The organism is Bifidobacterium sp. ESL0784, assembly GCF_029433295.1.
In the GTDB taxonomy this organism is placed as follows: domain Bacteria; phylum Actinomycetota; class Actinomycetes; order Actinomycetales; family Bifidobacteriaceae; genus Bifidobacterium.
The window spans coordinates 338,022-350,718 of sequence record NZ_JAQTHV010000001.1; the positions used below are offsets into that span (position 1 = coordinate 338,022).

Genomic DNA, 12,697 nt, shown 5'->3' on the forward strand with positions numbered 1-12,697 from the left:
ATTATGTATGGCACCGTTTCAATATTTGAACGGCAAGGAATCGGGAGAAGATTGTTCCTTACCGTAGATTTTTACTTTTGTGCATAGATCTTCTTGTGGCAAATGAAGAAGACAACCAAGCCGGCGATGGTGGCGATGGCAGCTACCAGGAACAGGTTGCTGTAGTTCGCTGCGGAACCCTTCAGGCCAGCGAGGCTGAAGCCGGTCATAGGCTTGGAGCTCATCAGTCCGCCGATGATGGCGATGCCGATGGAGCCGGCGACGTTCATCGCCAGATCGTTCATGCCCACGCCACGTCCGGATTCGTCCTTGGTCAGCGTGCCCAGCACGGAGTCGACAATAGGCGAATACATCATGCCGATGCCTGCGTAATAGATGCAGCCTGCAAGTGCCAGCGCTACAGGGCTGACGTTCACGCAGAACGAGGCGACGACCAGGCCGATAAGCTGTGCGCAGCCGGCAAGAATAATGCCACGGGTCTTGCCGATCTTGCCGATGATCCAACCGGAGCAGGTGCCGAAGATGGCCGCCACGACGAACGCCCATACGATGTAGAGCGAAATGGTGTCGGTGCCCATGTGGTAAATCTCACTGCCGATCGCGTTGAAGATCGGGGAGAAGGAATAGTTCGGCAGATAGAAGAGCAGGATGAGGCTGATGGCCATGATCCAGCGGGTGTTGTGGAAGAAGTCCGGGGTGATGAACGGGTTCTTGGCCTTGTGGATGTAAACCGCGAAGACCGCGTAGAGTGCGGCGGAGACCAGGAGCATCCACCACATCATGTACGAGAAGAACAGGGTCAGGAACGCGGTGGCGGTGCCGAAGAGCACGAAGCCCCAGACGTCGACCTTCTCGCCGGTGCTCGACTTGTTCGGAAGGTTGTGCAGCAGCAGCGGCAGGAAGAGGACGGTGACCACAGGAATCAGGAAGAGATACTGCCAGTGGATGGAGGTCAGGAAGCCGGCGGCGAAGACGCCGATAGCCGCGGAGACCTGATAGCCGGCGGTGAAGATACCGAAGAAGATGACCTTCAACGAATCCTTGAGGTACTTCGTGGCGACTACGAGGTAAACGGATCCTGCGACCTGTTCGCCTGCGGTCTGGATGACGCGTGCGATGATCACGGTCCAGATGTTGGCCTTGAACCAGAAGTTCGCGACGAAGCCGAAAATCGAACCGGTGATCAGCAGGGTGATGCCGACGACCACGAGCTTTTTCAGCGAAACAAAATCGCCGAGCGAGCCGTAGACGAAGCACACGATGCCGAGCACTATGCTGGGCAGTGCGGTGATCAGCGAGGCCTGCGCCGGGGCGCCCACATCCTTGCCGACCTGGGTGAAGACCAGATTGAATCCCTGCAGGCACAAGGTGCCGAGGATGAAGGTGATCAACAGCGGGATAAGGGCCTTGACGGCCTGGTCGCTGGTAATCTCAGGATCGCTGCCTTTCGCCTTTGGTTTTTGAGAGCTAACCGTGCTCTCTTTGGTTGTTTCTGCCATATTTTTTCCGTCCTTGGATGGATATTGTTTGCTGAAAACTTACTTTGCTGCAGCCGCAAGGTTACCGATGCGGGTCATGAATTCGTGCAGGAAGCGTTCCTTGTCAACGCCGACCGCGACCTTCATGGTCTTGTTCGGGTCGTTCAAGCGTTCGTTGTCGCCGATGGTGCGCCCGCGGACCTCGCCCTCGGTGTCGACCTTCATATTGATCGGCAGTGTAGTGACCAGCGTCGGGTCGATGGCGACGGCGGCAGCCAGCGGGTCGTGCAGGCCGCATCCGCCGAGGTGCGGGGAGGTGGTCTCATAGGCCTTGATGTAGAAGTCGACCATGTCGGCGAGGAACTTTGCCGCAGGGGTGCCGATTTCGCGCCATTGCTGGGAATCCTTGTAGGTCATGAGGGTCTGCAGGGTCACGTCGAGGCCGACCATGGTCACGGGCGCGCCGGAACGGAAGAGCATGTCGCAGGCTTCAGGATCTTGCGAGATGTTGGCTTCCGCGGCGGGGCTCACGTTGCCGCATACCGTCAGTGCGCCGCCCATGATGACGATGTTGCCGATCTCATCCTTGATTTCCGGTGCCTTCTTGAGCGCCGTGGCGATATTGGTCTCTGCGCCGGTCGGCACGAAGGTGAGATCCTTGCCGTATTTCTTGACCGAGTCGATGATGAAGTCGGCCGCACTTTGTGTTTCCGCCTTGCGGTTGGAATCGGGGATCTCGATGTCGCCGATGCCGTTCTTGCCGTGGATGAAGGCCGAGATATCGGAAACCGCGAACGAATCCGACTTAAGGGCGTGGCTCTCGCCGCGGTAAACCGGCACTTCGGGGTGTCCGAGCAGGTCGGTGATGGCGAGGTCGTTGCGGATGCCTTGATCGACGAGGACGTTGCCGAATGTGCTGGTGATGCCGATCAATTCGACTTCGGGACTTCCCAATACATAGGAGATGGCAAGGGTGTCATCGACACCGGTATCCAGATCCAGAATGATCTTTTTCTTCATAGTTTCTGCCTTTCGTCTTCGCAGCATCTGACTTCAGTTGTAACTCTACGCTGACAATCAACAGCTATCAGACAGCGCCGTTGCAGGTGTTGTTTTAGATATTGTATCGATAAAACGCTTTATCAATATGCATTTCTATGATAAAGCGTTTTATTTAATGAGTCAAATCGGGATAGATTCCTTGATAAATAACTAAATCTTCCCATTTTTTATATTTGTGATACATTTTTGGCCGAAAATGTCGTACACACGGAAATGCGGGTCGGTATTTCCTCATTTGAACGTTCTAAAGAGCGGATATCGTCGCCCTGTTGACAAGCTTCGGGCGGATGAACTGCTGCTTGGGTTCTGTGATCCATGGGTTGCGGGCCGGTTGCGTCCCCATGTCCCTGATTCGCGAATAGACGAGTTCACTGCATGCTCGGGCCATGGCGTCGATGTTCTGGTCGAGCGTGGACAGGCGATGGTTGAAACCGAATTGCTCTGAAATGTTGTCGTAGCCGATGACCGAGCAATCCTGCGGGCAGGACAGGCCGCGCTCCTCGAGACGTTGGATGAATCCCAAAGCCATCAGATCGTTGGTGCAGAACACGGCTGTCGCATGGGCGTCGATGACGTGATCGGCGGCACGGTATCCTCCGTCGAATCGATAGTTTCCCGAACAATTGAGATTCGGATCCAGTGGGAATCCGGCTTTTTCAAGGGTGCTTGAGAAGCCGGCGACCCGCTTGTTCATGTTGCCGGTTCGAGTGTCGCCCGAAATGCAGGCGATGCGCTTGTGTCCTTTTGAAAGCAGCGCCTGCGCGGCGAGCTGCCCGCCGATGAAATTGTCGGACCCTACGGCGTCACACCAGTCCTCGCTGACGAGTCTGTCGGTAAGGATCACCGGAAAATCAAGGGTGCTGACGTCTTTTTTGAGCGCCTTGGAATTGTTCACCGATTCTCGTGAGGGAATGAGGAACAGCCCGTCGACGCCTCGGGAGGCGAACTGGTGTAGCAATTGGTGCTCGACATGCGCTGAATCGTCCGAATTCGCTATCAGCAGGGAGTAGCCGTTGCCGCTGGTCGTGTCCTCCAGTGCTTTCGCCAGCGAAGCAAAAAACATATTCTCGATATCGGGGATGAGCAAAGCCAGCAGCATCGACTTGTTGGTGGCTAGGCTGCGGGCCGCCTGATTGGGCACGTAGCGCAGTCGTTTGGCCGTTTCGACGATGAGTTCTCGTTTTCCCTGGGACATGCGGGTCGGGCGATTGTTGAGAACCAGGGAAACTGCGGTGACCGACACGCCGCAGGCCTTTGCGATGTCTTTCAGTGTCGTTTTGTGATTCATCTCGTTATATCCCCGGATCTTTCTGGCAGCTGTTGTCGATTGTCGGCTTCAACAATTCTAGCCGTTAGCCGGTATGCCGTCATTTGAGGCCGAACGAATCTCTTTTTGCAGTTGGACAGTGGAATTTGACATGTCATCTTTTATTGCTAATATAAACCACGGTACGATAAAGCGCTTTATCTATCCGTATTAACCAAGATTATTGTTTTGTATTTTTTTATAGGCCTTAGCCAAATGATGGTTTAACGGGGTTATATGAAGAAATTATTCAAGGAGGAATCGGATATGAGTAAGAAATGGTTGGCCGGATTGCTTGCATTGAGCACGTTGATATTCAGCGGATGCGGCTCCGCGGGTGATGCGGACAAACAGGAACAGACCGGGAGCAAGCCCGCGGAAGTGACGATTTATCTGACGCGTCACGGCAAGACGATGTTCAATGAGCTCAATAGGGTTCAAGGGTGGTCAGACACCCCTCTTACCAAAGACGGAGAAAAGGTCGCCGTGGATCTTGGCAAGGGGCTCAAAAAGCACGATGTCAAGTTCAATTCGGTCTATTCCAGCGATTTGAAGCGTGCGCATGATACTGCCTCGGCAGTGTTGAAGGGATCCGGTCAGAGCGAGCCCATCCATGAGCTGGAAGGTCTGCGTGAGGCCTGCTCCGGTCAATTCGAGGGTGAATCGCTCGATACCATCGGCGCCGAGCAGGCGAAATCAGCGGGCTTCCCTTCGTACGAGGCTTACGAGGCGGCCAAGCGTCCAAAGGCCGACGATCAGTGGTCATGGCTTGACGACGCCCATTATTTCGCGGATAAATCCGGATATGCGGAGAGCTCGCAGACCGTCCGCAAGCGCATGCTGCGCACGGTGAAGAAAATAGGCGCCGACCAGAGCAAGAATGGCGGGGGCAATGTGCTGGTGGTCAGCCATGGCATGGCCATCAATGTGATGCTTGCCGGTATGACGGATAAATACAAGAGCGCTCCCTTGGAGAATGCCAGCGTCACCAAAATCAAGTACAAGGACGGCAAACTTGAGGTCCTGAGTATCGGTGACACCTCTTATCTCAAGGAAGGCGAGAAACTCTGAGAGGCGAATCCAGAGCTTCCAGCGCGAATAAAACCCAGCAATAGCAATGTGCCGGTCATCGTCATAAGATGACCGGCACATTGCTATACCGTTTCGTGGTTTTGCGCTTATGCGCAATCTCCGAAACGATCTACTTGTTGGAGGTGCTGAAGAAGTCGCGGATCTGGTCCACGTTGCCGTAGGAGGCCTGGGCCCCGTAACCCGTCGCGGCGTAAGCGGCCACGTAGGAAGCCAGCGAAGCGGAATCGCTCAGCGAGAAACCGGAGGCCAGGCCTGCCAAAAGGGTCCCCATGAAGGAGTCGCCGCAGCCGGTGGTGTCGACGGCATCGATTTTTGCTGCGTCAACGTGGTAGGTGCGATCCTCGTCGAGAACCATGGCGCCGTCTCCGCCAAGGGTGACGACCGCCTGTTTGAAACCGAAATCGTGCATGGTTTGGGCGATGTAGTTCCAGTCCATGCCCAGCCAGTCGCCGTTCTTGGGCTCGGCGATGTTGAGCAGCTGTGCCATCTCGTGTTCGTTGACCAAGAGAATATCCGAGTACTTGATCAGCTCTTCCGGCAATTTGTCGGTGAAGGGGGAGTCGTTCAGGAGCACCTTGATGCCTGCGTCATGGCACATCCTCGCCGTAGCGGTGACGGCTTCGATCGGGCTTTCCAAGCAAAGGCCGAGCACCGAAGACTTCAGGAGCACGTCCTTCTGGTTTTCGATGTAGTCGGTGCTGACGGTGGCGTTGGATCCTGCGGAATAGACGATGGTGTTTTCGCCGTTGCCGTCCACGGTGATGACGGTGGTGCCGCTGGCGCCGTCAGTGTGCTGGACGCAGGAGGTGTCCACTCCGGCGTCATCGAGCTTGGCTAGCAGGAAATCGGCGTTTTTGTCGCTTCCTACGGCTCCGAACATCTTCACTTTCGCGCCGATTCGCGCGGCGGCTGCAGCCTGGTTGCCGGACTTGCCGCCAGGCAGGATGCGCAACGGGCCGCCGGCGATGGTTTCGCCCGGCTTCGGCAGGCGCTTGGTGGTGACGGTATAATCAGCGTTCATCGACCCGACAATGCTGATTGATCCGGAAATGTTATTCAGCAGGGAAAGCGTCTTTGCGTTCATTTCATCCTCGATTCACATCACTATTTGGTTTACCTTTATTAACTTACCTGTTTATAAGATAAAACGCTTTATCAATGAAGTCAAATCATATATCAGAAAAAGAAGTCTAGTGATAAGTTGCAGGTTCGGTTGGATTGTGGCTTATGACAAAAACGGCAGGGATGAATGTTAATCGTTCATGCCCTGCCGTTAAACCCCTATATTGATTGCTTATGCATACATATTGCGTGGGTGCATATCCTCGGGCAGGCCGTCCATCAGGCCGGAGACCGATCCGGACTCGAAGACCGAGCGAATGCCGGCAGCCAAAAGCGGGGCGATGGAGAGCACGGTCATATTCGGCAGACGCTTTTCTTCCGGAACCGGCACAGTGTCCATCAAGACGATTTCGCGTGCGCCGCAGTTCTTGAGCCGTTCGATGGCTGGGCCAGACAAGAGTCCGTGGGTGGCGACCAGCGTCACCGATTTCGCACCGGCCTCGCGCAGCGTGCGTACGGCCTCACAAATCGTGCCGGCGGTGTCGATCATGTCGTCGACGACCACGCAGTCGCGCTCGCGCACCTCGCCGATGATGCCGTGGGCCACGGCATGGTTCGGACGGGTGACGTCGCGGGTCTTGTGGATGAAAGCAAGCGGCAGTCCGCCGAGCTTGGCCGCCCAGCGTTCGGAAACCTTGATGCGTCCGGCATCGGGGGAGACGATGGTCGCGTTCTCGAGCGGCATCGAGTTTTTGACATAATCAAGCAAAACGGGCATCGCGGTCAGATGGTCGACCGGTCCGTCGAAGAAACCCTGCTCTTGCGAGGCGTGCAGGTCGACGGTCATGATGCGGTCGGCACCGGCGGTCTGGAAAAGATCGAACATCAGACGGGCGGTGATGGGCTCGCGGCCCAAACCCTTCTTGTCCTGACGCGAATAGCCGAGGAACGGGGCGACGACGGTAATGGAACGTGCCGACGCGCGCTTGAGCGCGTCAATCATCAAAAGCTGTTCCATGATCCACTTGTTGATGGGGTCGGTGTGGCTTTGCAGCACGAACACATCTGCACCGCGCACCGGTTCGGTATAGCGCACGTACATCTCTCCGTTTGCGAAGTCATAGGCTGTGGTCTCAAGCGGTACGGTGCCCAAACACTCCGCCGTAGCCTCGGCCTGCTCGGGATACGCCCGTCCTGTCACCAATGCCAGTCGCTTTTTGGGCTTTCCCTCGAGAATCGCCGACATATCTCGCCTTCCCCTTTTTATCTCCCTTGTTTCTGCGTCGCCGACCCGACATCATACATATCGGATGCAGCGGAACAAGGATGAATCACAAGAAACCTCTTCTAATATAGCGCAACCCCGCGCAAATCGTCGGGAGGCGGGTTGCGCGAGGTTGCAATGATGTTTGCCGGTATCAGTCAAAATCGTCGAACTTTACATTGACCTTGTTGCCGTCGATGCTGAACGTTCCGTTCATTTCGCTGATGCTGCACTTGGTGTTCTCGGATTCCCAACTTTCATCGGAGAAGTAGCGATATTTGTAATAGAAGTCCATCTCGCCGCTGTTGGACGTGGTGGAGAATGACGAGTCGTTCATATTGGCGTCGTCGACTTCCGGATAGGAACTGACGGACCAGGAAAAGTCCGAATAATCCGAATTGTCCTGATAGTACTGTTCCCCGAAGGGGCAATCTTCGGGGTCGGCATCCGTGGACGAGGCGCAATCGTCGATTTTCTTCTTGACTGCGTCGTTGAGGGCGTTTTCGAGCTTTTCCGTCGGCTTGACTGTGATGGTGTTGTCGACGTTTGAAACAGTGGAGCTGTCATTCGCCGAGGTCGGCTCCAATGTCAAGGTATTGCCACTCATGTAATCGCTGGCCGCAGCCTTGACGGTGTAGGTTCCGGGATAGGCCTTGAAATTGTACGCCTTGTTCGATTGCGAACGTGAGCTTGAACTGCCGGTATCGCTTGAATTCTCGTCGGTGATGCTGATGCCATTGATATCCAGTTCCTTGACCGCGTTCGGCCCCGAGACCCGCAGGTTCGAGACCAGAGGCGTGGTGATGGTCCATTTGTTGAAAACGAGCATTTGACGATCCTTCGAGGTCAGATTGAGCGTTTCGTTGTGGGTTTTGCCCGAAAGGGTATAGGCAAGGTTCACCGAGGTCGAGCCATCGGAGTTCCTCGTGGTGGAGGTCACGCGGGCGTTGGAGATGGTCGAGCCCTGTTTGGAAGCCTTATTGGTCAGCAACGCCGCTTTCTTGCCGCTTACCTGCGGGTCGGCGATGGTGTTGGCCCGGTCGAAATCGCCGGCGGCGATGGCTGCGGTGTATTGGTTGACCACCGTCTTCGGGCTGAAGACAGTCGCGTTCAAGACGCTGTAGGCGATACCGAGCAGCACGCAGGCTCCGACGACGGCCGAGCAGATGATGATGATCCGCTTTTGTTTGGAATCCATCGGCTTTGCCGCGGCACCAGTGACAGGGGCAACGGGTGCCGCCACGTTGAAGTCTTCAAGATGGACCGCATTGTCAGGGCTTGTGTACGCCGGTGCGGAAGGATTCGCTGCCGGATATGCGCTTCCAGGTACCTCACCGGTGGCATAAGCCTGCGGATTAGCTCCGTTCTGGCCAGGCTGCGGGAACGGCTGGGCGCCACCGGCAGCGGCCTGGCCGGGCATCGGAGCAGCCGAAGTCGGGGTTGCACCGGGCATCCCGTTCTGGCCTGGGGTTTGCGGCATCGGGGCACTGCCGGTTGTATCGGCGCCGTTGGCGCTATTGCCACCGATATGCTTGAATCGCGCCCCGCATGCATCCACATAGGCGCTGACGTTCTGCGGCGTCGGCTCCACGCAGCCGCCGCGGACGAATTGCCAGAGGCCTGGTATTGAAGTCAGCATTGCCGGGCCGAAGGTCATGGCGACCAGTTCGATGGCGAGTGCCCAGACCGTGGCCAGCAGGGGATACCAAGAAACGATGGTCACTGCTCCGGAATTGGAGCCCGAAGCCGAAACACCCATACCGGTAAGTACGAAGGCGACGAGCAGCCAGAGCACGAGCGTGCCCACCGGTGCCTTCCAGATGTGCTCCCATCTGGCATAGTACTTGTCTTGCAAGGCGCGTGCCGAAGCGCGCAGCGCGATGTAGAACGTAATCACTATGAAAATGACGGCTGCGAGGATGAAGACCCATGGCTTGGCGGCGAACAGGGAGCCGTACGTCAACGAAACCGCGTTGTTGCCTACGGCGGCGATGCCTCCGAACGAGGAGAAGGAGAAGAGAACGAACTGCAGATACGGCATAAGCACCGGAATGAGCAGGATGGCCGAAGGAACGTTGGCATATATGGAAACGATGATGAGGGTGAGCAGGGCTATGACCGTATAGCTCACCATATAGATGAAGAACGCCTCGACGAAGGTGCGTGCCGGCCCGCGCAGACGGTGCCCGTAGCGCCAGGCAGCGCGGAAGACGTTGGTGCTGTCGGAGGCGTATTGGGCCAGTGCGTAGCCAAGCAGCGAGCCGACGGTGGAAATCAGGAAGGCCATGATAAAGGTACGGAACGTGGCTCCGTTAAGTGCGGTTTGGCCTTCGAGAATGCCCACGGAAGCCGAAGAGTTCATTGGGAAGAGGGCTCCGAGAATCACGTAGATCAGACCCGTGGCTATGCCAACGACGGCGGCGCTGACCATACCGGTGAATTTGAAGCGGATGCCGATGCGGTGCGCGATGAAGTAAGCGCCGAAAGCGGCACCGACCAAAAGCGCCACCCCCGACAGGCTCATCGGCAGCCACATCGAAATCTTGGCTCCAAGGTCTTCGGTCGAAATGCCGAACGCCGAAGCCTTCAGCGAGAACGATCCCGAGACGCCTGCCATGAGCATGGTGATGACGGTATAGAAGAAATTGCCGGATTTGAAGTCAAGCAGCTGGGAGACATTGCCGAGATGGCTCAGCATCGAGGAAATCGCGTTGCCGCTTACGGCCGAAAGCATCGCCGCGTTGAGCATGGCAAACACGAATGCCGCTCCCAGACCGAAGCCCAACGACGATCCCATCGTTTTGAGGCTGCCGGGGGTGACGATTTCCTTGTAAAGCCGTTGAGCCTGCGAGGGCTGGCCGCCTTTGGGCATGGCCCCTGTAGGAATGCCTGCAGTCGGGATGCCGCCAGTAGGAATATTGCCCGTAGGCATGGTCCCCACTGGGATGTTACCGGTGGCATTGGGGGTTGTGCCGTAAGGGGGAATGGCTTCTGTCGGCTGTCCGGAAGGCATCGCTTGCGGGCCTGAGTTCTGAGGCAAAGGCATTGGGCCGCCCGTGGGAGTTCCGGTTGCCGCAGGAAAACTGGAAACCTGCCCGTTCGCGCCTGGCAAAGGAATCGAGGAAGAAGATGACGGGGTACCGGGCGTCTGACCACTGGGGACCACGTTACCCTTCGGAGCATTGGAATTCTGCGAAGGCAATGAGTTGGCAGAGGCCGTACTTTGCCCGCAGTGTGAACAGAATTTGGCGCTTTCCGGTATTGTGGCACCGCAGTGAGGGCAAATCATCTTTTTCTCCCGATCTTCAGCTTTTCTTGACCCCATCGTCTGGGTATTACCGATGGCATCAAGAATATGTCGCAGGGCCAACAAGAATAAGGAATTCTTGTCGATATTTAGCATGAAATATGCACCAATATCGGTCCAGATTGATTGGTCCGTGAAGTCGGCGGGAACCCCTAATATAGAAAAGCTATATCTGACGCGGGTTCGCGCCTTGATATGGCACGCATACACACTCCTGTCGCGGAAAGACCGCGGCCGACTTTAGTCCGAAGGAGGTGGGTGATGTCTGCACACAAGTATGAACTGATGTTCATCGCCGATCCGGAGCTTGACGAAAGAGCCCTGAAGAAGCTGACCGATGAGTATATGGAAATCGTCACCAAAGAGGGCGGTTCTGTTTCCGACCCCGATATCTGGGGACGTCGCAAGCTTGCCTATGAAATCGACGGCAAGACCGAAGGCAACTACGTCGTGGTCAACTACAGCTGCGAGCCTGCAACCAGCGATGAACTGGACCGCGTCCTGAACCTGAACGAGTCCGTAATCCGCACGAAGATTCTTCGCAAGGATGTCAAGTAATTCCGTTTAGGAAATATTAAATTTTAGTCTATTTGCTTTTCGCTTTATCGTTATAAAAGCGTTAAAAGTTGGTAAGGAAGGTACGTCATGGCAGCAGGAGATACGGTTATCACAATCGTCGGCAACCTGACCGCCGACCCGGAACTGCGCACTATCGGCAGCGGGGCCTCGGTGGCGAGTTTCACGATCGCTTCGACGCCGCGGACCTATAACCGCAACACGAACCAGTGGGAGGACGGCAACGCCCTCTTCATGCGTTGTTCCGCGTGGCGGGATATGGCTGACCATTGTGCTTCCTCGCTTTCCAAGGGCATGCGTGTGATCGCCCAAGGCCGCCTGCAGCAGCGTTCGTACACCGCCAATGACGGGACGAACCGCACGGTTGTGGAGATGACGGTCGACGAGATCGGCCCGTCCCTGCGCTATGCCACCGCCCAGGTGCAACGTCAGTCCTCTTCGAACGGCGGGTTCCAGGGTGGTTCCCGCAACAACGGAGGCTATAACGGCGGTGTCGGCAACAATGGCGGCGGTTATAACGGCGGCAACGGCGGATACCAAGGTGGCGCAGGCTACTCGGGTGGCGCATCGGCGGCACCTGCGCAGCAGAGCCAGCCACAGGCACCCGCGGCCGATCCGTGGGGCAGCTCCGCCAATTCGGGTGATGGATTCTCGACCTTCGGAGGCAGCTCCGATTTCGGTGGGGATTCCGACGAGCCGGAATTCTAGCGATAGTCCAAGCAATAGACGTTTAAACAAGTGTTAAGGAGACATTGATATGTCACGTAAAAGGCCAAAACCACCAGTCAAGCCGTTCAAGAAAAAGCCGAACCCGCTGAAGGCTGCGAAGATCACCGAGATCGATTACAAGGACACTGCGCTGCTGCGTAAGTTCATTTCCGATCGTGGCAAGATCCGTTCGCGTCGCATCACCGGCGTGACCATCCAGGAACAGCGTGAGATTTCCCGCGCCATCAAGAACGCGCGCGAGATGGCTCTGCTGCCTTACGCCACCAACGGCCGCTGATAGGAGGCAAGAACAATGGCTGAAACTAAGGTTATTCTTACCAAGTCCGTCTCCAACCTCGGTCACTCCGGTGACGTCGTCGAGGTGAAGTCCGGCTACGCACGCAACTACCTCATCCCGCAGGGCCTCGCCTTCGCGTGGAGCAAGGGCGCTGCTTCGCAGATCGAAGCGATGAAGCGCGCACGCCTGGCCAAGTCCGTGGCCACCCGTGAAGACGCCGTGGCAGCCAAGACCGCCATCGACGGCACCGTCGTCGAATTGAGCGCCAAGGTTTCCGAGTCCGGCAAGCTGTTTGGCGGCATCTCCGCCATGGACATCGCAACCGCCCTCGAATCCAAGGCCGCCGTCGATCCGAAGGCGATCAAGGTCGAGACCATCAAGACCACCGGCGAATTCCCCGCCACCGTGGCCCTGCATCCCGAAATCTCCGCGAACTTCACCGTTAAGGTCGTCGCCGAGTAGTTTCAAACACAGAAAGCTGTATGGTTATGACGCACAAACGCAGCACGACCATGTAGCTTGATTATTCTGGCTTAAGCAGGAG

General features: G+C 56.5%; 11 protein-coding genes. 5 read left to right on the forward strand and 6 right to left on the reverse strand.

The genetic code is table 11. The features are described from left to right. Nucleotides 1-71: 71 nt before the first annotated feature. From PT279_RS01255 to PT279_RS01265, 3 genes are all read right to left on the reverse strand, one after another. On the reverse strand, nt 72-1,499 hold the full coding sequence (locus PT279_RS01255; RefSeq protein WP_277164684.1) for an MFS transporter: 1,428 nt from the start codon (nt 1,497-1,499) through the stop codon (nt 72-74). Nucleotides 1,500-1,538: 39 nt separating this feature from the next. Continuing rightward, nucleotides 1,539-2,498: a nucleoside hydrolase gene (locus PT279_RS01260; protein WP_277164686.1), complete on the reverse strand. Its 960-nt coding sequence runs from the start codon at nt 2,496-2,498 to the stop codon at nt 1,539-1,541. A gap of 286 nt (nt 2,499-2,784) precedes the next feature. Continuing rightward, nucleotides 2,785-3,828 (reverse strand): LacI family DNA-binding transcriptional regulator, encoded by a 1,044-nt coding sequence (locus PT279_RS01265; RefSeq protein ID WP_277164688.1) that lies wholly within the window; start codon nt 3,826-3,828, stop codon nt 2,785-2,787. Nucleotides 3,829-4,113: 285 nt separating this feature from the next. On the opposite strand from PT279_RS01265, the gene PT279_RS01270 reads away from it, so the two are divergent. Further along, complete coding sequence (locus PT279_RS01270) at nt 4,114-4,917, forward strand: histidine phosphatase family protein (protein ID WP_277164690.1); 804 nt, start codon at nt 4,114-4,116, stop codon at nt 4,915-4,917. A gap of 130 nt (nt 4,918-5,047) precedes the next feature. Here the strand turns inward: PT279_RS01270 and PT279_RS01275 are convergent, their stop codons facing one another. The 3 genes from PT279_RS01275 to PT279_RS01285 form a co-directional block, all read right to left on the reverse strand. Continuing rightward, the gene (locus PT279_RS01275; RefSeq protein WP_277164692.1) at nt 5,048-6,022 is read right to left on the reverse strand and encodes a ribokinase; all 975 of its coding nucleotides are present in this window, start codon (nt 6,020-6,022) and stop codon (nt 5,048-5,050) included. Nucleotides 6,023-6,232: 210 nt separating this feature from the next. Then, nucleotides 6,233-7,246, reverse strand: coding sequence for a ribose-phosphate diphosphokinase (locus PT279_RS01280; protein ID WP_277164694.1), 1,014 nt, complete (start codon nt 7,244-7,246; stop codon nt 6,233-6,235). Nucleotides 7,247-7,418: 172 nt separating this feature from the next. After that, the gene (locus PT279_RS01285; protein ID WP_277164696.1) at nt 7,419-10,430 is read right to left on the reverse strand and encodes a hypothetical protein; all 3,012 of its coding nucleotides are present in this window, start codon (nt 10,428-10,430) and stop codon (nt 7,419-7,421) included. 402 nt (nt 10,431-10,832) lie between these two features. On the opposite strand from PT279_RS01285, the gene rpsF reads away from it, so the two are divergent. The 4 genes from rpsF to rplI all read left to right on the forward strand — a co-directional run bounded on the left by rpsF (nt 10,833) and on the right by rplI (nt 12,615). Then, complete coding sequence (rpsF, locus tag PT279_RS01290; RefSeq protein ID WP_277164698.1) at nt 10,833-11,129, forward strand: 30S ribosomal protein S6; 297 nt, start codon at nt 10,833-10,835, stop codon at nt 11,127-11,129. Nucleotides 11,130-11,216: 87 nt separating this feature from the next. Further along, on the forward strand, nt 11,217-11,855 hold the full coding sequence (locus PT279_RS01295; protein WP_277164700.1) for a single-stranded DNA-binding protein: 639 nt from the start codon (nt 11,217-11,219) through the stop codon (nt 11,853-11,855). A 49-nt stretch (nt 11,856-11,904) separates the two neighbouring features. Then, the gene (gene rpsR, locus PT279_RS01300; protein WP_277143412.1) at nt 11,905-12,153 is read left to right on the forward strand and encodes a 30S ribosomal protein S18; all 249 of its coding nucleotides are present in this window, start codon (nt 11,905-11,907) and stop codon (nt 12,151-12,153) included. Between the two features lie 15 nt (nt 12,154-12,168). Then, complete coding sequence (gene rplI, locus PT279_RS01305; protein WP_277164702.1) at nt 12,169-12,615, forward strand: 50S ribosomal protein L9; 447 nt, start codon at nt 12,169-12,171, stop codon at nt 12,613-12,615. Nucleotides 12,616-12,697: the final 82 nt, after the last annotated feature.

Excerpts from the sequence above, each read along its gene's own strand:
- rpsR (WP_277143412.1), top strand. The coding sequence starts at position 11,905 with ATGTCACGTAAAAGGCCAAAACCACCAGTCAAGCCGTTCAAGAAAAAG.
- PT279_RS01265 (WP_277164688.1), bottom strand. The coding sequence starts at position 3,828 with ATGAATCACAAAACGACACTGAAAGACATCGCAAAGGCCTGCGGCGTG.
- rplI (WP_277164702.1), top strand. The coding sequence starts at position 12,169 with ATGGCTGAAACTAAGGTTATTCTTACCAAGTCCGTCTCCAACCTCGGT.
- rpsF (WP_277164698.1), top strand. The coding sequence starts at position 10,833 with ATGTCTGCACACAAGTATGAACTGATGTTCATCGCCGATCCGGAGCTT.
- PT279_RS01260 (WP_277164686.1), bottom strand. The coding sequence starts at position 2,498 with ATGAAGAAAAAGATCATTCTGGATCTGGATACCGGTGTCGATGACACC.
- PT279_RS01270 (WP_277164690.1), top strand. The coding sequence starts at position 4,114 with ATGAGTAAGAAATGGTTGGCCGGATTGCTTGCATTGAGCACGTTGATA.
- PT279_RS01280 (WP_277164694.1), bottom strand. The coding sequence starts at position 7,246 with ATGTCGGCGATTCTCGAGGGAAAGCCCAAAAAGCGACTGGCATTGGTG.
- PT279_RS01255 (WP_277164684.1), bottom strand. The coding sequence starts at position 1,499 with ATGGCAGAAACAACCAAAGAGAGCACGGTTAGCTCTCAAAAACCAAAG.
- PT279_RS01295 (WP_277164700.1), top strand. The coding sequence starts at position 11,217 with ATGGCAGCAGGAGATACGGTTATCACAATCGTCGGCAACCTGACCGCC.
- PT279_RS01275 (WP_277164692.1), bottom strand. The coding sequence starts at position 6,022 with ATGAACGCAAAGACGCTTTCCCTGCTGAATAACATTTCCGGATCAATC.